The sequence below is a fragment of the Companilactobacillus sp. y65-5 genome, assembly GCF_057541095.1.
The window spans coordinates 162659-180104 of the sequence record NZ_BAAJOA010000002.1 but is presented as its reverse complement, the minus strand read 5'-3'; the positions used below and the strand labels follow the sequence as shown (position 1 = coordinate 180104).

The 17446-nt window shown below is 36.1% G+C and carries 30 protein-coding genes and 1 tRNA gene; 26 read left to right on the top strand and 5 right to left on the bottom strand.

Translation table 11 applies throughout. From position 1 onward, the window contains the following. Positions 1-63: 63 nt before the first annotated feature. Together AC27FM_RS04930 and AC27FM_RS04925 are read left to right on the top strand one after the other, a co-directional pair. A complete protein-coding gene (locus AC27FM_RS04930) occupies positions 64-423 on the top strand; it encodes a carboxymuconolactone decarboxylase family protein (RefSeq protein ID WP_487086379.1) in 360 nt (119 codons plus the stop codon). Next, positions 423-1307, top strand: coding sequence for an alpha/beta hydrolase (locus AC27FM_RS04925; RefSeq protein WP_487086377.1), 885 nt, complete (start codon positions 423-425; stop codon positions 1305-1307). The genes AC27FM_RS04930 and AC27FM_RS04925 overlap by 1 nt, the downstream gene beginning before the upstream one ends. 37 nt (positions 1308-1344) lie before the next feature. Here the strand turns inward: AC27FM_RS04925 and AC27FM_RS04920 are convergent, their stop codons facing one another. Continuing rightward, a complete protein-coding gene (locus tag AC27FM_RS04920) occupies positions 1345-1995 on the bottom strand; it encodes a metal-dependent transcriptional regulator (RefSeq protein WP_487086376.1) in 651 nt (216 codons plus the stop codon). 129 nt (positions 1996-2124) lie between these two features. On the opposite strand from AC27FM_RS04920, the gene AC27FM_RS04915 reads away from it, so the two are divergent. Next, positions 2125-2646, top strand: a complete 522-nt coding sequence (locus tag AC27FM_RS04915) for a DUF308 domain-containing protein (RefSeq protein WP_487086375.1) — start codon at positions 2125-2127, stop codon at positions 2644-2646. Positions 2647-2696: 50 nt separating this feature from the next. After that, positions 2697-2770: transfer RNA gene (locus AC27FM_RS04910), tRNA-Thr, on the top strand. 261 nt (positions 2771-3031) lie between these two features. On the opposite strand, the gene AC27FM_RS04905 is transcribed toward AC27FM_RS04910, so the two are convergent. The 4 genes from AC27FM_RS04905 to AC27FM_RS04890 form a co-directional block, all read right to left on the bottom strand. Beyond that, positions 3032-4150 carry a tyrosine-type recombinase/integrase gene (locus AC27FM_RS04905; protein ID WP_025025261.1) on the bottom strand — a complete coding sequence of 373 codons (1119 nt, stop codon included), beginning with the start codon at positions 4148-4150 and terminating at the stop codon, positions 3032-3034. A 130-nt stretch (positions 4151-4280) separates the two neighbouring features. Next, on the bottom strand, positions 4281-4871 hold the full coding sequence (locus AC27FM_RS04900) for a DUF3862 domain-containing protein (protein WP_487086374.1): 591 nt from the start codon (positions 4869-4871) through the stop codon (positions 4281-4283). Between the two features lie 58 nt (positions 4872-4929). Further along, the gene (locus AC27FM_RS04895; RefSeq protein WP_487086372.1) at positions 4930-5352 is read right to left on the bottom strand and encodes an ImmA/IrrE family metallo-endopeptidase; all 423 of its coding nucleotides are present in this window, start codon (positions 5350-5352) and stop codon (positions 4930-4932) included. Beyond that, the gene (locus AC27FM_RS04890) at positions 5327-5743 is read right to left on the bottom strand and encodes a helix-turn-helix domain-containing protein (RefSeq protein WP_487086370.1); all 417 of its coding nucleotides are present in this window, start codon (positions 5741-5743) and stop codon (positions 5327-5329) included. Before AC27FM_RS04890 ends, AC27FM_RS04895 begins: the two co-directional genes overlap by 26 nt. A 160-nt stretch (positions 5744-5903) precedes the next feature. Between AC27FM_RS04890 and AC27FM_RS04885 the strand changes: the two genes are divergently transcribed. The 22 genes from AC27FM_RS04885 to AC27FM_RS04780 all read left to right on the top strand — a co-directional run bounded on the left by AC27FM_RS04885 (position 5904) and on the right by AC27FM_RS04780 (position 17429). Next, the gene (locus AC27FM_RS04885; RefSeq protein ID WP_487086368.1) at positions 5904-6131 is read left to right on the top strand and encodes a helix-turn-helix domain-containing protein; all 228 of its coding nucleotides are present in this window, start codon (positions 5904-5906) and stop codon (positions 6129-6131) included. Positions 6132-6219: 88 nt separating this feature from the next. Continuing rightward, complete coding sequence (locus AC27FM_RS04880; protein ID WP_119325672.1) at positions 6220-6429, top strand: hypothetical protein; 210 nt, start codon at positions 6220-6222, stop codon at positions 6427-6429. A 252-nt stretch (positions 6430-6681) separates the two neighbouring features. Next, positions 6682-7182, top strand: coding sequence for a hypothetical protein (locus AC27FM_RS04875; protein ID WP_487086366.1), 501 nt, complete (start codon positions 6682-6684; stop codon positions 7180-7182). Then, on the top strand, positions 7169-7501 hold the full coding sequence (locus AC27FM_RS04870; protein ID WP_487086364.1) for a DUF771 domain-containing protein: 333 nt from the start codon (positions 7169-7171) through the stop codon (positions 7499-7501). Before AC27FM_RS04875 ends, AC27FM_RS04870 begins: the two co-directional genes overlap by 14 nt. A 13-nt stretch (positions 7502-7514) precedes the next feature. Then, the gene (locus AC27FM_RS04865) at positions 7515-7793 is read left to right on the top strand and encodes a hypothetical protein (protein WP_487086363.1); all 279 of its coding nucleotides are present in this window, start codon (positions 7515-7517) and stop codon (positions 7791-7793) included. Positions 7794-8200: 407 nt separating this feature from the next. Continuing rightward, complete coding sequence (gene bet, locus AC27FM_RS04860) at positions 8201-9148, top strand: phage recombination protein Bet (protein WP_487086362.1); 948 nt, start codon at positions 8201-8203, stop codon at positions 9146-9148. After that, on the top strand, positions 9078-9974 hold the full coding sequence (locus AC27FM_RS04855; protein WP_487086360.1) for a PD-(D/E)XK nuclease-like domain-containing protein: 897 nt from the start codon (positions 9078-9080) through the stop codon (positions 9972-9974). The genes bet and AC27FM_RS04855 overlap by 71 nt, the downstream gene beginning before the upstream one ends. A gap of 11 nt (positions 9975-9985) precedes the next feature. Then, positions 9986-10768: a DNA replication protein DnaD gene (locus tag AC27FM_RS04850; RefSeq protein ID WP_487086358.1), complete on the top strand. Its 783-nt coding sequence runs from the start codon at positions 9986-9988 to the stop codon at positions 10766-10768. A gap of 9 nt (positions 10769-10777) precedes the next feature. Next, complete coding sequence (locus AC27FM_RS04845) at positions 10778-11539, top strand: AAA family ATPase (RefSeq protein WP_487086357.1); 762 nt, start codon at positions 10778-10780, stop codon at positions 11537-11539. A gap of 11 nt (positions 11540-11550) precedes the next feature. Next, a complete protein-coding gene (locus AC27FM_RS04840) occupies positions 11551-11877 on the top strand; it encodes a hypothetical protein (RefSeq protein ID WP_487086356.1) in 327 nt (108 codons plus the stop codon). Continuing rightward, positions 11870-12301: a RusA family crossover junction endodeoxyribonuclease gene (locus tag AC27FM_RS04835; RefSeq protein WP_487086355.1), complete on the top strand. Its 432-nt coding sequence runs from the start codon at positions 11870-11872 to the stop codon at positions 12299-12301. Before AC27FM_RS04840 ends, AC27FM_RS04835 begins: the two co-directional genes overlap by 8 nt. Then, positions 12298-13065 carry a phage antirepressor KilAC domain-containing protein gene (locus AC27FM_RS04830; protein WP_487086354.1) on the top strand — a complete coding sequence of 256 codons (768 nt, stop codon included), beginning with the start codon at positions 12298-12300 and terminating at the stop codon, positions 13063-13065. The genes AC27FM_RS04835 and AC27FM_RS04830 overlap by 4 nt, the downstream gene beginning before the upstream one ends. Beyond that, positions 13062-13529, top strand: coding sequence for a single-stranded DNA-binding protein (gene ssb, locus AC27FM_RS04825; protein WP_487086353.1), 468 nt, complete (start codon positions 13062-13064; stop codon positions 13527-13529). The genes AC27FM_RS04830 and ssb overlap by 4 nt, the downstream gene beginning before the upstream one ends. A 13-nt stretch (positions 13530-13542) precedes the next feature. After that, positions 13543-14295 carry a DNA-methyltransferase gene (locus AC27FM_RS04820; RefSeq protein ID WP_487086352.1) on the top strand — a complete coding sequence of 251 codons (753 nt, stop codon included), beginning with the start codon at positions 13543-13545 and terminating at the stop codon, positions 14293-14295. 14 nt (positions 14296-14309) lie between these two features. Then, on the top strand, positions 14310-14519 hold the full coding sequence (locus tag AC27FM_RS04815) for a hypothetical protein (protein WP_464237760.1): 210 nt from the start codon (positions 14310-14312) through the stop codon (positions 14517-14519). A 16-nt stretch (positions 14520-14535) separates the two neighbouring features. Continuing rightward, positions 14536-14952, top strand: a complete 417-nt coding sequence (locus AC27FM_RS04810) for a hypothetical protein (RefSeq protein WP_487086350.1) — start codon at positions 14536-14538, stop codon at positions 14950-14952. Beyond that, entirely contained in the window at positions 14945-15346 is a 402-nt protein-coding gene (locus AC27FM_RS04805) for a hypothetical protein (RefSeq protein WP_487086349.1), read from the top strand. Before AC27FM_RS04810 ends, AC27FM_RS04805 begins: the two co-directional genes overlap by 8 nt. After that, positions 15343-15495, top strand: coding sequence for a hypothetical protein (locus AC27FM_RS04800; protein ID WP_487086348.1), 153 nt, complete (start codon positions 15343-15345; stop codon positions 15493-15495). The genes AC27FM_RS04805 and AC27FM_RS04800 overlap by 4 nt, the downstream gene beginning before the upstream one ends. A 75-nt stretch (positions 15496-15570) precedes the next feature. Continuing rightward, a complete protein-coding gene (locus tag AC27FM_RS04795; protein WP_487086347.1) occupies positions 15571-15978 on the top strand; it encodes a hypothetical protein in 408 nt (135 codons plus the stop codon). Between the two features lie 123 nt (positions 15979-16101). After that, positions 16102-16548 carry an ArpU family phage packaging/lysis transcriptional regulator gene (locus tag AC27FM_RS04790; protein ID WP_125588576.1) on the top strand — a complete coding sequence of 149 codons (447 nt, stop codon included), beginning with the start codon at positions 16102-16104 and terminating at the stop codon, positions 16546-16548. Between the two features lie 538 nt (positions 16549-17086). Next, positions 17087-17305: a Thoeris anti-defense Tad2 family protein gene (locus tag AC27FM_RS04785; RefSeq protein ID WP_010019138.1), complete on the top strand. Its 219-nt coding sequence runs from the start codon at positions 17087-17089 to the stop codon at positions 17303-17305. Then, entirely contained in the window at positions 17295-17429 is a 135-nt protein-coding gene (locus tag AC27FM_RS04780; protein WP_487086346.1) for a hypothetical protein, read from the top strand. Before AC27FM_RS04785 ends, AC27FM_RS04780 begins: the two co-directional genes overlap by 11 nt. Positions 17430-17446 lie beyond the last annotated feature (17 nt).

Genomic DNA, 17446 nt, shown 5'->3' with positions numbered 1-17446 from the left:
TATTTTATTTATTTTTTGGTAAGCGGTATCATAAATTAGTACCAAAAAATGGAGGTAAGAAGATTGTCAAAATACAGTGAGAGATTAGATTCTATTCATACAAATTATGGATTAATTACTAATTTATCAGGCGAACCCGGTAAGGACTTCATGAGCTTGCACGCTTCTGCACTAAAGGACGGGGCATTGTCACACAAAGCAAAAGAATTGATGAGCTTGTGTGTTGCTATTTCTATCCGATGTGAGGGATGTATCCTAGACCATTTGAATAACGCTATCGAAGCTGGTGCAACTAAGGAAGAGATCGTAGAAACTGTCAACACAGCCTTAGTTATGAGTGGCGGACCAGCTTATGTCTATGGTGGTACGGCACTAGAAGCCATGAATGAATTGTTCGATAAGAAAAAAGAAGATGCGGAATAATGTCTGAGGATGTTTTAGCGGAGATACAAAAGATCAGTGCTGAATGGAAGCACAATGATGATCTTCGTGATTCAGGTTTGCCAACTGCTCCAGAGGATGTCATTAGATATGACGATTTAAGTTATGGGCCATATGGTGATGAAAATCTCTTAGATGTCTACGTTCCTAAAAATGTTCAGGGCAAGGTTCCAGTCATTATTAGTTGTCACGGTGGCGGCTTCTTTTATGGGACCAAGGAGACGTATCAGGCTTACGGGATTTATTGGGCCCAACAAGGTTTTGCCTTTGTGAATTTCAATTACCGTTTAGCTCCAAAAACGGCTTTTCCTGGTGCGTTGATCGATACCGACGCGGTGATTCATTGGGTCGCTACTAACGGTGCTAGATATAATTTGGATTTAGACAAGGTGATTTTGATCGGTGACAGTGCTGGTGGTACCTTGGCATTTCAATACATCACTGCCTATACACAGGACAAGTATCGTTCCTTATTTGGATTCCAAAAACCAGAACTGAATATCGTTGGCGTATTGATGAACTGCGGTGCTTATTTCTTAGATCACAGTGGACATATGAGTGGAGGTATGTCTGCTTACTTCACGACCGAGGTACAACGCAAGATGCAGTCAGAATTGTCACCAGAAAACTATATTGATGAGACAGTTCCTCCATTATCGATCGTGACAGCCAATCGTGATTTTTTACATGATCAAGGTGTCAGGATGGATCAATTTTTGACCGATCATAAGATCGCACACGAATTTCATAGCTATGGTGATGATGAGAATATTCGGACGCATAATTTTGAATTGAACGTTCGGGATAAAGTGGCGATCGCCTGTAATACTGATGAAAAAGCATTTTTTCACGAAGTTATCAAATAAAAGGGCAATATAAAAAGGCAACCGTGATGGTTGCCTTTTAGCGTTCTTCGACGAAAATGTAATCAATGGCTTTTGCGCCAATGGTCAATTTTGAACCGTCTTTCTTTTCGACGACTAGTGAGTTATCGAATTTTTCATGTTTGATGATCTTAATGATATCGTCGATCTTCATATTTAGACTACTGAAGTACTGTAGGAAATCGTAGTTGTCAGAGATGCGGACGATTTGGACGGTATCACCATCAGGAATCATACTCAAGAGCTTGTCGTCAGCGTCAGTCTCACCCTGACCGTTGCCGGGGATGATACCACCGTGTGGGCAACGTTGAGGATGACCGAGGAAGTCGTTCAGATGATCCATCAAGTCCTTATCTGACGAATGCTCCAAAGCATCAGCGTGATTGTGAACGTTGTCAACTGGGTAATTGAGACATTGATTGAGGAACACTTCCCATAGTCGATGAGTTTTGACTAGTTTTTCTGATACGTGATTACCCTTAGGTGTAAGAGTGATCTTGTTGTAAGGAGAATGCGTCAAGTAGCCCTCTGAGGCTAGAGAGTTCAGCATTTCGGTTACGGATGGTGCACTGACATTCATGATTTCTGCGATACGCTTATTAGTGATTTTAGTGAAGTCATAGTTCAGTTCGTAGATAGTCTTAAGATAATTTTCTTTGTTAGGAGACAATATTTTGACCTTTCGTTTCAACTAAAAAATATTATTTATTATATTAACATTATAACGCATTTGATTAAAGTTTGAGGACCAATAATGTTAAAATATGTAGTATAGATAAGTGTGAGAGGGAGTATGTGTATGAATTATTCCAAACGACGTTTTGATTGGTTTGGTTTTATTATTGGGTTGATTTCGCTTTATGCAGGTTATTTAGTGTTGTGGTACCCGCTGAATAGTCTATCGACCGTGGCAACGATTTTTGGAGTCTTTGTTATCCTACGTGGAGTTTATCAGTTGTGGTTTGGCTCACAAATGACCAAGTTCTTAGGAGTTCGTAGTGGCTGGACGATTCTTTCATCTATATTAAATATTATTATTGGTATTATTTTTATCGCCAACTTAAAAGTCGGCGTGATGACGATTGTTTATATGTTCGCGATTTGGTTTTTGTTAGATGCAATATTCCAACTGATAACTTCTCGTTTTTATCATTTTTTTGGTAAGAAGTATTATTTATTAATTGTTATTTTAGCACTGCTTAACTTAGTTTTTGCGATCGTATTGTTATTCAACCCAGTCCTTGCTGGAGGAGTTATTGTTTTCTTATTAGCATTCTTCTTCTTTGCAACAGGAGTTGCTGAAATAATCGAAGCATTTTAATTTATATATTTCATCTCTATTGTACATTTGGTAGAATAGTAGATGAAATTGCCGTCTTAGCTCAGTTAGGTAGAGCATCACCATGGTAAGGTGGGGGTCGTCGGTTCAAGTCCGATAGACGGCTTATCGAGCGTTTCACAGAGTTTCAAGAATAATCATAAAAGGTCTCTAGGTACTGGTATAACAGTATTTAGGGGCCCTTTTCATTTTCTCAAAAATATCAGAATTTCATATAAATGCAAAGCCATTTGCATTTGGTTTGCATCTTGCCTAATTTTTGATGATCTAAAAAAGTACCCGTGCAAAATAGTACCTCGAAAATGCTGGTTTAATAGGTTCTTTGCACGTACGGCTGTTGACTCAAAATAGGCACAAAAAATGTACCCTACTTATCAAATAGGGTACGAAGTTGGCTATTCTCTTTATCATTTAATGCACTCATCAAGTGAGAATATATTTTTAACGTAGTAGCTGGATCAGCATGACCGATCCGATGAGATATAAACACAATGTCATATCCGTTGGCGATTAAATAAGAAACATGGGTATGCCGTAGATCATGAACAGATACTTGTTTCTTAGCTTTAATTTCGTTGAGCATATCTGTCAGCATTTCATTAACTGATTTATTGCTAGGATTTTCTAATCGCTGATTTCTAAATACAAAGTTATGCACATTTTCTTTCTTATTAGCTTTGTAATATGCTTCTTGAACGTCTTTAAGCTGCTGCAACAAGCTGGTTAATTTCGGACTAATAGCGATTGTTCGATATGATGAATTATTTTTAAGTGGACCAAGCTCACGAGGATTTATCTTATAGGCTTTTCGGAAGCTTATAAGGTTATCTTTAAAATTGATGTCCTCCCAAGATAGGCCACTAGCTTCTTCATAACGAGCACCAGTCTGGCAAATGAAAAATATAATAAGTGGGGAAGTGTTTGAGAACGAATAACGGGCGATAGAGTAGTTCATCAACTTTTCAAAGTCATCAAGTTCTAAGAACTTTGCATCTGGCTCTTTGGCTTCCTTTCCATAAGTTATTTTTGCTTTTCTAGTGAAGTCTGTATGTATTATCTGCTCATCGATTGCATCTAAGCACATAGCTCTAATATACGAATTTAGACGTGACACAGTTTCCTTTGAGTAATCTTGACCATACTTATTCAGAAATTCCTGATACATCGGTTTAGTTATGTCAGTTAGTAGAATATCACCAAAGTGATCTTTTATAACTTTTCCATATCGTTTGTATCTTAATACACCGTCATGAGTAATGTTCAATATTCGGTATGTTTTTATCCACCACATATAGTAATCGTAGAAACCGGTATTTAATTTAGATAGATCAGTTGTACTTTTTTCAATTTCAATCTTTCGAGACCATTCAACCGCTTCATTTTTTGTTTTGAAAGATAGTGATTTTGTTTTATTTTTACCAGCCGGATTTTTATATGAAACTCTAGCTTGCCAATTGCCGGTATCTTGTTTTTTAATTGATGCCATAACTGATACTTCCTTTAAATTTATAGTATATAAACTTACATTTTGTTATCAAATATAAGCCTTATAGGGGCACATATGTTCTCTTGATGTTAAAAATAAAAAGCCAATTAAGGCTTAATATTTGTCATCATTATTCCAAGCCTGATTGACTTTCACCACTTACAGCACCGTTTGTAATGGTAACGGTAGCGTTTGAACCGAGACTACCTTTAAGGCCTGATGTATAGGTAAGAATCGTAACTGTAGTACCTGCAATTGTAGATGTGTTAATACCATTTGGATCACCGAGCGTTTTTTTAACATCATCTTCAGATTGTCCGTTTTGTACTTTACCAAAACTATCTAATGTAATTTTATTTTTTCTATTTACTTTTAGTCCGTTAATATGTTTGCTAATAGCATGCCCATTTGAGAATCCAACGGCTAATGAATTACCTAAACCTTTTGACCAAGTATTTAAGTCAACTGTTTGTGTTTGAACAGTGCTTGTTGATGTGGAGGAAGGTTTCCCTAATTCCTTTTTTAAATCATCAAGAGATGTACCATTATTTTCGTCAAGATTAATCTTGTTAAATTGGTCCATCGTAATTCCAGCTTCCTTTTTGGCTGATGAGTTTGAATTGTTAGAACTACTTGTTGAACTTCCACTTGAGCACCCTACTGCTGTTGTAGCTAGTAAAATCGTTACTAGTCCTAAAACCACACTTCTTTTCTTCATCATAAATATCTCCCTATAACATATTAATCAGCTTTTAATGTCGTCCGTATCTGGACAAAAATTAGTTTCCTAAAAATGGTAATCCATAATTGTATCTTAAATCTTTATAAGTATCAGGTAAATGGCCGTTCTCTTCTATATAGAGATTAGTTACGACTGCCACAGCAAATGCATCCGCTTCACGTTCAGTTCTGCGTTCATGTACTTTATTTGATATGTAGTAGGCTGCTAAGCCTTTATGTTCAAGAACATGTCCAATTTCATGTGCCAAAACAAAATAACGTTGATTTGAATATTTGATATTATTTGACATCATTATTACTGGCTCATCAAAAAAATAGACCGTTTTTGCCAATGGCTTTGGTAACAGTTCTTTCCATTGAATATCTAAATTTAACTTGTCTGCCCAAACGAACGGGTCAAAAGTACCGTAGCGTTTTCCAATGGCAAAGACAAGTTTATTTAAGTCGCTTGTTTTCCCCATTTTCTTTCGCTTCCCTCATACGAATTTTCTTTAGTTTATCCCAAAAAATTTGAGTCATGGCAATCTCAACCTTTTCTTTTTCTTCTCTAGTAAGGTCTTCACCATCAAAAGTCATTCCACCTTCAGAATTTTCATCGATGAAATTTCTAAGCTCAAGGGTATCTTTTTGTGTTGCCCATTCGGGAGTCTGATTACGTCCGTAAAGATAATCGACAGTGACATTAAAGAGGTTAGCAAGTCTAATGGTAGAGTCTTGATCAGGTTCCGACTTCCCATACTCCCAATTAGCATAAGTCTGCATGTTTTTTAGTCCTATGTGATTAGCCACGTACGTCTTACTCCAATCATGGCTTTCTCTTAGATTGACCAGTCTTTTAGAAAATTCACTCACAGTTATCAGCTCCTATACTCACAGTATACTGTTGTTAAATAAAATGTTTAGTATTTTAAATAAAATATTTAACAAAAACTATTGACTTAAATAAAATATTTAGTTATTATATATTCATAAAGTTAAACAAAATATTTAACAAGAAAGGAAGTAAATAATATTGTCAAACTTTAAACTGGCACCTGATGCCTATGAAATTCTTAGAAAAGAAAGAAAAAATGCTGGCATGACACAAGTTGCACTAGCTAAAAAGATGGGATTTAAAACATCTCAGCAAATTTGGAACTTAGAAAATGAAAAAAATCGTTTAACTTTAGAAATTGCAATTAAAGCAGCTAATGCGTTAGGTTTACCACTGGATATTTTTTTATGCCAAAAAGTTAAATAAAATATTTAACTAATAATTTTAATTAAATTATATAAAAATACAGCCTGTCAAAGTTAGATATTTTTGACAGTTTAAGGAGGTGAGATTTATGAACAAAGACAAATTGAAACAAATTGCAGAAATCACTCAGGGGCTTGCATTCAGGGATTGGATACAGATAAAAGATCAAATTGATTATATCTATTCAAAAAAAGCCGCCAAGAATACTCTTGACGACAAAGATGAAACATTCAGAATTTTAAAAGCAAATATCATTCTCCCAAAATCTGAATTTGCGAAGGGAAAACACGATAAGTAGTTCCTTTGTAGGAGAGCATTACATAAGGCTATTGATACAAAGTGTTTTCATCGGTTTGAGCTCTTGGATACCACATGTCGGCGCCCTCTTCCCACCAAGTAGAAGGGTTCTGACGGTTGTTTCCAATAACGCAATCTGGGTCACTACTTAAGTCAGTCCACACACCAAGCAAATTAGCATAAACGCGTGTCATATATTTCACCACCTTTCAAATTAATTATAAATGAAAGGTCCATAAGGAGGTGATAGAAATTGAACAATGTAAATATTTTTAGAGAGCTTGAGGATTTACGTTATCGAAAAAATATAAGTCAAAGAAAAATAGCAATTCTATGTGATGTCAAACCACAATCTGCACAAGAATGGTTCACTAAAAATTTTGTTGATGACAAATACTTATGGATTATAGCTAATTCAGAGTATAGCGATGATCGTTTCATACTTGCACTTCTATGTTATGAGCTGAGATTGCCGAGTCAGTATTTAAATACACTGCGCAAAACTAACGAAGATAACTTGTCAATGCTGCTAGGTGCTCAGCGAGAAGACACTGAAAGTGACACGGCGATATTAGATTTAATAGGACAACTGATCTTGCCAAAACCAGATTTAAAGTTTGTTGGGCCAAATGCCCTAGAGATGATTGATACAGGCTTGAAGATGATTCTAGCGGGTACGGGAGTACTTAAGAGTTTAAATATTCCAGTTATCACAGCTTTATTGGAAAGGAGTGAAGAATATGCAAGAGCCTAAAACTATCTCAATGGATGCAGGAAATGGGATTGAAAATTATGTATTAATTCCTAAGCAGCAATGGGAAAAGGAACACCTGCAAAAGGTTACGGAAGATAAAGAGATTAAGTTAAGACCTTGGGCACACGAAATAACCGGTATCAAGTCGTATAACAAGTTGATTCCTTTATTGAATCATTACCGCAAAGATTTAGATATTAATAATGGTGGATGTGTTTATTTTCCTAATAAGCCGGGAGTTCCATATAAGTTTGTTGCAGGAGAGTTTAAGGATTTCGTCATTCGGCATAAAAGAGTTTTTACAAAAGCAAAAATTTAAGGAGGATTCAAATATGTTTGAACTAATTGATCCAGAAGCGTTCAGAGAAGAATGCAGACAAGAAAGTATTCTAGGCCGTCAGCAACGTGAGCTATCTAAGTTGCCACTAGAAATTAAATTGGCTATCCGTCAGGGATATCGTTCAATTCAAAAATCTTACATGATTCCAATTTCTAACAGTGATTTAGATAAATTAGAAGATATGGGAATTACTACTGAATTGAATTATGACGATGATTATTCACCGCGGATTAGCTACACATTCCGCTTTAGTGAGCTGGTTTCAAGATGAGTTATCTAATAGTAATTGGGGTCTCACTCATAATTGGCTACTTGATCGCAACTTTCGGTGGCGTGCTTGAGCTTTTCGATGTTAACGAAAGGTGGGTGAGAAAGCAGCATGAAATTCTTAAAGATATTATCAATTCATTTTTCAACTAAGAATTACGTGACCGATACGTATACTGATTGGACTCCTGAGGTCATAAAAAAAGACCTGCTATCCATCAAATAGCAGGTCGAGATATTTACAAAAAATTTTTATACCTAAATTATATCACGTTAAGAGGTTTTTGAAATGGATGATTTTAATTATGATAATTGGCTATCTGATGAAGATGGTGAAATTAATAAATATTCGTACCTTGAAAACAATGAAGATGAACTAATTAAAGAAGATTTATCGGAGGAATACTAGAAATGACAAATGAAGTCCAAAAAAACAATGAAAAAATGGAAGTTACTTATAAGGTTAATGGTGAGCCGATAAGATTGACGGCTAACATGGTTCAAAGCTTTCTAGCAAATGGAAACTCAAGAATTACTCAACAAGAAACAATGATGTTTCTATCTCTTTGCAAGTATCAAAAGCTAAATCCATTCACTAAAGACGCGTACATTATCAAGTTTGGTAGTAGCCCAGCTCAAATTATCGTATCCAAAGAAGCATTTATGAAGCGTGCAGAGGCAAATCCAAATTTTGATGGGCTTAAGGCCGGCTGTATTGCTACGAATGTAGATAGCATTGATCCACGATACACAGAAGGAGCATTTATTCTACCTGATGAAACTTTATTAGGTGGATGGGCAGAAATATACCGGAAGGATAGAAAGATTCCTACAAGAGTGGAAATATCACTAAGCGAGTTTCAAAAAATGAAAAACGGCCATCCATCATCAACATGGGCTTCAATGCCAGCAACAATGATCCGTAAAACAGCGATTGTTAATGCTTTGCGTGAGGCATTTCCTAATGACTTAGGAGCAATGCAAACCGAAGACGATAAAGAGGTAGAGGATGAAACACCAAAGGCCGTTAATAAAGTACCTCAACAACCTACACCAGCTACAAATATCAACGAGTTAACGGGCAGTAAGCAGGAAGCTCATGAGCCAGTTAAGGAACCTGCTAAAGAGCCAGCAAAGAAAACCGTTAAAGTTAAGAAGCCCATCAAAGATGTGACTCCTAAACCTCAACCGATTCCACAAGATGAATTACCTAAAACAAGTAAAAGTATTAGTGCTGATGAGGCTAAGAAGGCTTATGAGGAAATCAAGAATGGGGGTATAGACGACGATGCTGAAACAGAAAAGCAACCAGAACAAACAGAGGCAGACGGACAAACAGGCCTATTTGACGGAGAGTAATTACTACGACACTGAAACGGACAAAGTATTTCAATCACCAACGTTTTTCAAAAAATTTATAGCTTGCGAAGCTGAAACGATGGCAGAAATTAATGGGACTTGGAAGCCTGACTTTCATGAGGCTTTATTGATGGGTAACTACTTGCATAGTTACTTTGAGAGTCCTGAAGCACATCAGAAGTTCATTGAAGAAAATAAATGGGAAATTTTTGGCAAAAAGAGAGCTACTAAAGCGGACAAAGCAGCCGGTTTAGATGTAAATGGTCAAGTTTTAACCAACAAAATGCTTGCTGCTTATACGCAAGCTGATGAAATGATTCGGACACTTGATACAGACGAGAACTTTAAAGATTTATACCAAGGAACCAAAGAAACAATCGTAACAGGTCAAATTGATGGTGTTCCTTGGAAAGGTAAAATTGATTGTTTGAACCTAGATAGAGGCTACTTCATTGATTTAAAGACTACTCAAGACATTCATAAGAGATATTGGAATGCTAAAGATCGTGAGTGGGAGTCATTCATATCACATTGGAATTATCAACTTCAAATGTATGTATATCAACAGCTTATCTATCAAACGTTCGGAGTCATGTGTGAGCCTTATATCGTGGCCGTATCAAAAGAAAAGATACCAGGTAAAGCTATCGTATCAATTTCAGAATATCGAATGATTGAAGCCGAAAACCAATTATATGAATTACAAGATCATATTGAAAAAGTTAAAAAGGGTCTGGTTGAGCCTAAGCGTTGTGGATTCTGTGACTACTGTAAATCAACCGCAAAACTATCCAATATCGTGGATATGGACGATTTAATAAGTTAGGAGGTGACTTTATGAATTACCTAAAACAGTTACAGGCGTTTAGAGATTATCAAATGTTTGAAACCGAGTTATCCAGTGGGCAAATTGCTTTATACTACGCACTTTTGCAGATAAACAATAAATGTTCATGGATAGAATGGTTTACTGCTGCTAATCAAACGCTTGAAACACTTTCGGGATTGAGCCGGTCAGGTATCAATAAGAACAGGAATGTTCTTAAACAACTTGGACTAGTCGATTTTGAGAGTAATGGCAATCGTAAAGCCACGTCTTATAAGATATGTGTACTTTATAACGAAGATAGTACACATAATAGTGAACATAGGAGTACACATAACAGTACACATAACAGTACACATAAGGGTACACATAACAGTAGCACATTAATTAAACAAGACAGAAACATAAACAAAACTAATAAAGATAGTCACGACTCGACACCCGCAAAGCGTGTTTACGAGCCGGACGACCTTAACTTGAAACTAGCCAATTACTTGCTAACTAAGATCCGTGAACGTAACTCTAGTATCTATCCGACTGATTCTAAGAACCCACCTGATACACAGAAATGGGCTAATGACATCAGACTAATGCACGAACGTGATGCACGTTCTTACGACGATATCAAGCGAATTATTGAATGGTGTCAACAAGACAGTTTCTGGCAGAACAATATCTTATCTGCTTCAAAACTTAGAAAGCAGTTTGGCAAGTTGATAGATAAAGCAGACGCACCAAATAATTTTAATGGCAACAAGGGTGGTAGAAAACCACTCTATGACTTGCCGTACTAGGGGGTAGCTATGGAATCAATGTTTGGATTGGATAAAGTTTCCCGTGAAATAGCCTTAAAACACGGTGTTGACTATTTAGGAATTGACTTCAAAAAAGTTATTTCTGAGCGTGATAAACGAGAACAGCAACGATCTATCGAATTCACTAAAAAAAATATCCAAGTTAAGCGTGAGGGAATATTTAGAAGCTCTTTAGTGAGTGATTTCAGCGACCTACAATACAATTTTGCAGATTTTAGGACTGATACACCTAATCAAGCAAGTGAGCTTAAACAGGCTAAGAATATTGCTAATAGGATCTATGTCGGTGAAACGGGCAACTTTCTTTTCACTGGTGAGCCAGGACTTGGTAAATCTATGTTAGCTATTATCATTTTGAATGGTTTGAACAGTCAAGATACCTCACTATCATGTTATTTCTTGAGTTTTGCAATGTTCGTCAATAATTCTCAAATGGCATTTAAGGACGAGTTTTTAAAACGTGATAACTACAAGGTGGAAGAGTGTGTTAAGAACTGTGACGTGCTTGTTATTGACGACTTGGGCAGTGAATCATCGCTAAGATCCGAAACGAACGAAGCAACTAACTATGCTCAGCGAATACTTTTTAGGTTTGCTGATTATCGAAAAAATAAAACAAATATTATAACTACGAACAATACAGGACGTGAGCTACAGCAATTATACGATCCAAAAATTATTAGTCGCTTAATGACAAAAAAAGCCGCTAACACAATCAGGTTTAGCGGTAACGATATGAGAAATAATTAGGAGATATTAAAATGCTAAAACAAAAAAATATGGAATTAACACCGGAGCTAAAAATGCTTCTGCTTCCCACAAGTCGAAGCTATTCACGTGACAGCATCGATAACTTGAATCAAACATTGATTGTTGCCAGTGATGTTGTTGAATCAGCTTATAGCCAATTATATGGCACTCTTGAGAATCTAACAGCCTTAGACGATGAATGCTCAATTTATCAAGGCGATATAAAACTTAATAAAGATATCATTTTAGCTGCTTCGTTGATTAATCATATTCAAAGAAGTATTGATAAAAAGCTTGTTGATGCTAATCCACATATTTTGGACGTGCAACTTGACTAATCAACTGAAATTAGTGATTGACGGTGAACCAGTACCTGCCTCACGTCCTCGTTTTAGCTCATTTGGTGGCAAAAAGAGAGCATATACAGATAAAAAATATCGGATTTACAAAAATGAAATCAAAGTATTGTACTGGGATAAGTACCATAACAAACAGCTTTTTAAAAAAGGTGCTCCTCTCGTTGCACACATACGTTTTTACAGAAGAATCCAAAAAGGATTATCCAAAGCAGAGTATAAGAGACGTGCTAACCATGAGGTAAAGCCGACTGTGAAGCCCGACTTGGATAACTATGAGAAAGCTGTTTTTGATGGATTAGCAAAGGCCTGGTTTGATGACGGGCAAATTTGGAAACATGATACTGAAAAAAATTATGATGAGCACCCACGTACTGAAATACTAATCGAGGAGTGGAAAAAATGAATAACTTACAGGAATTTAATTTTAAAGGAAACAATGTACGAACAATTTTGCTTGATGGAGAACCAAGTTTTATCGGAATTGATATTACTAAAGCACTCGGATATTCAAATGGTAGAGATGCACTAAAACGTCATGTTGATGATGGAGATAAAAATACCGTCGTGATACCCGACGGTACCTCTGGAAATCCTTATAAAACAGTCATTAACGAGTCTGGATTATATAGTTTAATTCTTTCTAGTAAATTACCAGCTTCAAAAGAATTCAAGCATTGGGTTACATCAGAAGTTCTACCGTCAATACGTAAGCACGGGGCTTACATGACTGATCAGAAAGCCTATGACATAACTCATAATCCTGATTCACTTGCTGATCTATTAATGCAAGCAGGCGAACAGCTCAAGCAGAAAGATATTCGAATTTCAGAATTGACCCCAAAAGCACAATTTGCTGATCAGATTTCAAAAAGTGATGACACCATTCTGATTAGGGATTTAGCAAAATTACTTTTCAAGAATGGTATCGCTATTGGTCAAAAAGAACTGTTTAGATGGCTAGTTGAAAAAGGTTATTTGATTAAGCAGCACAACGGTTATACGCCAACTCAAAAAGCCGTTAATTTAGGAGTATTCGAGGTTAGAGAAACGCCAGTGATCCATCGATACACAAACCCAACAGTTAGTTTTACAACGCTTGTTACGACTAAGGGACAAAAATACTTTATTAAGAAGTTCTTAGATGTTAATCAGGAGGTTCAAGCATGATTAACACCGTAGCGTTAACAGGACGCCTGACACGTGATCCAGAACTTAGATACACATCAAGCAATAAACCGGTAGCAAGCTTCAAGCTGGCAGTTAACAGGCAATACACCAACTCAAACGGTGAACGAGAAGCCGACTTTATTGATTGTGTTATCTGGCGTGGTGCTGAGGCATTAGCCAACAACACGAGTAAAGGTTCATTGATTGGCGTTGAGGGACGTTTACAAACACGTTCTTATGAGAATCGGCAGGGTACACGTGTATTTGTGACTGAGGTTGTATGCAGCAGTTTTTCATTTTTGGAGTCTAAGTCAGAGAACCAGCAGAAAAATAACACTGATACCAACAGTTCCAGAAATAAACCAGCAGAAAAGTCGAAAACACCTACAGCAAATAAGAATGCCGATCCATTTGCTGATAACAGTAAACCAATAGATATTTCGGATGACGATTTGCCATTCTAATTAGGAGTAAGACATGAATAAATGTGAGTTATTTAATGACAATTTCCAGAATTATAAAAGGTATGGAATTCCAAAAGCTCAATTAGTGATCGCGGATATTCCATATAATCTTGCTAATAACGCTTATGCATCCAACCCCGTGTGGTATGTCGATGGCGATAACAAGAATGGTGAAAGTGATAAGGCGAACGCTACATTCTTTGATACAGACGTTAATTTCAATATAGCCGAGTTCTTTCATTTCTGTAGCCATATGTTAGTCAAAGAGCCGAAACAGTCAGGAAAGGCTCCGGCAATGATTGTATTCTGTTCCTTTCAACAACAAGAAATGGTTATCAAATATGCAAAAAGATATGGATTTGAACATTATATTCCGATCACATTCGTTAAGAAGACATCAGCACAAGTGTTGAAAGCTAACATGCGGATAGTAGGTGCATCAGAGTATGCGCTTGTCTTATATAGGGATAAGTTACCAAAATTTAATAACGATGGGTTGATGGTCAAGAATTGGTTCGAATGGGAAGTCGATAATAGTTATCCCAAGATACACCCGACACAAAAGCCCATTCCAGTTTTGAAAAGATTGATCAGAATATTTACAGATAAAAATGATGTCGTGATTGATCCTGTTGCTGGTAGTGGATCAACGTTATTGGCTGCTGCCGAACTGGAACGGGAATCATTTGGATTTGAGATAAATAAGAAGACGTGTAGGGAAGCAAATGAAAAAATGCTAAAGAACATATCATTGTCCTTACTTTGATGGGAGGGATTCCGATGAATTACAAACAGATTTACACGGCTAAAATAGATGATCTGTTTAAGGATCAATGCTATTCGATTATTAAAATGGTCGTCTATATTCACAAACACTATGACAAGATGCCCGATGACTTTAGAGAGGCATCGAGAGAATTAAAAGATTGCGATAAAAATGAAATTATCTCAAGAGCATATATCAATCACGAATTTGAGAAACATGCTTGATTTTAGGAGGGTAACAATGACAGTTAGAGAATTGAAAGACTATACAACTAAGGAACAAGAAGAACTTGAAATAATTGGAGCGTTAGTTCCAGTTACCGACTTCTTAGATTCAACATTTAACGATAGATATCCAAACTTATCCAAGAAAATTAGGGACGCACGGCCAAATGGAGAAAAACAAATATTGTATGATCTTGCTGATTATTTGAGAGGTTATGCAGAATTTCCTGAAAGAAAGTATTACGTGCAATTAATTAATCAAAAAAACGGATTTCTTAATAAATATATTGATTCAGACATATGTACCGTATCTGGTATTGATACCGAATTTAATCTGTTTCAAACTCAATTTACTATGGACGAAATTAAAGATATTGATAAAAGATACGTGCCATTCGCTGTGCCTGCTGATGAGGTAGATATAGATGAATAAACAAAAAGTATTAGACAAATTAGATGAGATTCATGACGTATATGAAGCAGCATACGATCCATCATCTTGGCCAAGTATTGAAGACCTCATCAATTCGATATCAGATATCAATGACATCGCTAAGGATATTCAAAAAGAGGTTAATTCAAAAGTTAAGATGCCTAAGGTGTTTGATGACTGGTATAAAGATGTAATTGAATCATATGGTGGACCAAACACTAGAAAAACTCTTGCCATAGCTTTTAATACTTTATTAACTGTAGATGCTAGTATCTATGACGAATCCGAATTAAGTCTAAAAGACTGGTTTGTAGAAAGTAATTCAATAGAGGATTTAGATAGAATTTCAAAATGTATTGATGCAATTAGATACGGTTACAAGGTGGAGAAATGACCGAAAAACAAGAAGTAATATTATATGCAATTAAAGACTTAATAATATTTGTATCTCTTACATTTGCAATGTTTTATGCAAGAGACTTAATGCAAACCGTCAAATGGGGATTCATGCTAGTAGCAATGACGATAATTAATAAAAAGTAAGGAGGTTAAAAATGATTAAAGAGCCTGATTATAGCGACATAGCTATTTAGATTATCGATAAATTGGAGGATAACGATGAAATATAAATTAAAACTAGATTACACGGAAGAAGAACTAAAGGAGTTAAGAAGACTCAGGAAAGATTACAAGAGTCCTATAAATGCAATACACCAGATAATCATAGTAGCAGGTTGTGATGATCCACTCAGAAACTTGCGGGCAAAATATTTTGCAATTGGACATGAAGACGAATTTAATTTTATGGCAGACATTAATAATGTGGTAATGGGAACTGCTATTTTTCCAGAGAAGAAATATGTTGTTCATGATAAAGTTACAGACCAGTGTATTTATTACAGTGTGAAAAAGTGTGGCTTATTCTGGAGGCAACTTGAAGTAGCGATACCATATAAAAATACCCAAAAGTGGTGGTTAGCAATTAACCCAGCTTATGAACCAATGTTAGAAATGGTAGAAGACTAATGAATGAAGCAAAAATGATAGGTCTTTCATAAAAAGAATTAAATAAAAAAGCCACCCACAAAGTGAGCAGCTAATTAATTGGTTCCAGCAAATCAATTATATCACAAAAGGGGATTGATCAGGATGGGACTACTACCAGAAATCAATGAGGAAGAAACAATCGAAAACGTTAGATATTATTTTGAACATGACTTTCCACGTTTGGTGGCACAGTCTCATATTAATTTGAATTATATTCAATCCCCAAGTTTTGACAGTATGGGAGGTGGAACGAGTGTAAGAAATAGCCAAGAAGATAAGATTGTCGGCAAGATTAGTGCTAAGGAATACGTTGCATTAACGATGAGGTTGATCAGCAACTTCCCAAGGGAATACAAAATCATCATTAAAAATGGGTTTATTAACCATCAGGATAATTACACATTGTGCGATGGCATTGGTTGCTCAACTACGAAGCTTAATGATCTGAAGAAGAAAGCTTTATTGTATTTTGCGGACGCATTCCAAGAGTTCGAAGACTTACATATTTATCCAGATAGTTTCAAAAAAGGTCAAATAGCGTTCAACTAGCGTTAATATCGCGAATCAAATCGCATAGATTGCGTATGAATTCCGTATGACTGGTGACGTATATTGGTATCGTACTAAAATTTTGAAAAAGGAGAAATACCTTTTTCAAGTGAAAATAAAAAATAGAAAAGAGGTTTGAACTCCAATCGAATGTGATTACAACCTCGGTTACTCTACCGAGTTATAAAAAGGAGCTTTTTACATTTTGATCCCCTTGATATACAAGAAACAAACAACGCTATATTGCTGCTGATGATAAAGGCAGCATGGTGGTATGGTAAAAGCTATGCCAGCAAAGACATTGAATCGCTTATGATAACGGCGATTCTATACGTGGGTGTTGGTCAAATATTAGATAAATATACAACAACTTTAGTCATGAAATTCCCTTCATAAATACACTCTACAAATTCATCTATCTAATATTGTAGGTTCGATTCCTACTACCCACATTTAAATACTAGTGGTGGTATCTCTACGGAGACCATTGCGGAGATCAGTCAATTATGACTGGTCTTTTTATTTTGGAGGAGAAAATATGACATTTAGTAAAGCATTTGAAGAAGTTAAACATGGCAAGGCAATGCGATTACCACAATGGAATAAGGATGTATCTATTAAGGCTCAGTATCCGGATGAGCACAGTAAAATGACAGCACCGTATTTATACGTTGAATCAAGATTTGGACGTGTCCCTTGGAAAGAAACGAATATTGAACTATTTAGCAACGATTGGGAAGTAGTTAATGATGGCTAAGATGATTCACACAAAGGCTGGTTACATGACTGCTCAAGAAGCCAAGATAATTGGCGACATTGCTAGAGATGAAAAGAAACAAAAAAAGAAGTACCTTAACAGACCAAAAACAGTTAGAAATTAAATAAATAATTTTAGAAG

Excerpts from the sequence above, each read along its gene's own strand:
- AC27FM_RS04925 (WP_487086377.1), top strand. The coding sequence starts at position 423 with ATGTCTGAGGATGTTTTAGCGGAGATACAAAAGATCAGTGCTGAATGG.
- AC27FM_RS04915 (WP_487086375.1), top strand. The coding sequence starts at position 2,125 with ATGAATTATTCCAAACGACGTTTTGATTGGTTTGGTTTTATTATTGGG.
- AC27FM_RS04905 (WP_025025261.1), bottom strand. The coding sequence starts at position 4,150 with ATGGCATCAATTAAAAAACAAGATACCGGCAATTGGCAAGCTAGAGTT.
- AC27FM_RS04900 (WP_487086374.1), bottom strand. The coding sequence starts at position 4,871 with ATGATGAAGAAAAGAAGTGTGGTTTTAGGACTAGTAACGATTTTACTA.
- AC27FM_RS04895 (WP_487086372.1), bottom strand. The coding sequence starts at position 5,352 with ATGGGGAAAACAAGCGACTTAAATAAACTTGTCTTTGCCATTGGAAAA.
- AC27FM_RS04880 (WP_119325672.1), top strand. The coding sequence starts at position 6,220 with ATGAACAAAGACAAATTGAAACAAATTGCAGAAATCACTCAGGGGCTT.
- AC27FM_RS04870 (WP_487086364.1), top strand. The coding sequence starts at position 7,169 with ATGCAAGAGCCTAAAACTATCTCAATGGATGCAGGAAATGGGATTGAA.
- AC27FM_RS04865 (WP_487086363.1), top strand. The coding sequence starts at position 7,515 with ATGTTTGAACTAATTGATCCAGAAGCGTTCAGAGAAGAATGCAGACAA.
- bet (WP_487086362.1), top strand. The coding sequence starts at position 8,201 with ATGACAAATGAAGTCCAAAAAAACAATGAAAAAATGGAAGTTACTTAT.
- AC27FM_RS04855 (WP_487086360.1), top strand. The coding sequence starts at position 9,078 with ATGCTGAAACAGAAAAGCAACCAGAACAAACAGAGGCAGACGGACAAA.
- AC27FM_RS04850 (WP_487086358.1), top strand. The coding sequence starts at position 9,986 with ATGAATTACCTAAAACAGTTACAGGCGTTTAGAGATTATCAAATGTTT.
- AC27FM_RS04845 (WP_487086357.1), top strand. The coding sequence starts at position 10,778 with ATGGAATCAATGTTTGGATTGGATAAAGTTTCCCGTGAAATAGCCTTA.
- AC27FM_RS04840 (WP_487086356.1), top strand. The coding sequence starts at position 11,551 with ATGCTAAAACAAAAAAATATGGAATTAACACCGGAGCTAAAAATGCTT.
- AC27FM_RS04830 (WP_487086354.1), top strand. The coding sequence starts at position 12,298 with ATGAATAACTTACAGGAATTTAATTTTAAAGGAAACAATGTACGAACA.
- ssb (WP_487086353.1), top strand. The coding sequence starts at position 13,062 with ATGATTAACACCGTAGCGTTAACAGGACGCCTGACACGTGATCCAGAA.
- AC27FM_RS04820 (WP_487086352.1), top strand. The coding sequence starts at position 13,543 with ATGAATAAATGTGAGTTATTTAATGACAATTTCCAGAATTATAAAAGG.
- AC27FM_RS04815 (WP_464237760.1), top strand. The coding sequence starts at position 14,310 with ATGAATTACAAACAGATTTACACGGCTAAAATAGATGATCTGTTTAAG.
- AC27FM_RS04810 (WP_487086350.1), top strand. The coding sequence starts at position 14,536 with ATGACAGTTAGAGAATTGAAAGACTATACAACTAAGGAACAAGAAGAA.
- AC27FM_RS04805 (WP_487086349.1), top strand. The coding sequence starts at position 14,945 with ATGAATAAACAAAAAGTATTAGACAAATTAGATGAGATTCATGACGTA.
- AC27FM_RS04800 (WP_487086348.1), top strand. The coding sequence starts at position 15,343 with ATGACCGAAAAACAAGAAGTAATATTATATGCAATTAAAGACTTAATA.
- AC27FM_RS04795 (WP_487086347.1), top strand. The coding sequence starts at position 15,571 with ATGAAATATAAATTAAAACTAGATTACACGGAAGAAGAACTAAAGGAG.
- AC27FM_RS04790 (WP_125588576.1), top strand. The coding sequence starts at position 16,102 with ATGGGACTACTACCAGAAATCAATGAGGAAGAAACAATCGAAAACGTT.
- AC27FM_RS04785 (WP_010019138.1), top strand. The coding sequence starts at position 17,087 with ATGACATTTAGTAAAGCATTTGAAGAAGTTAAACATGGCAAGGCAATG.
- AC27FM_RS04780 (WP_487086346.1), top strand. The coding sequence starts at position 17,295 with ATGATGGCTAAGATGATTCACACAAAGGCTGGTTACATGACTGCTCAA.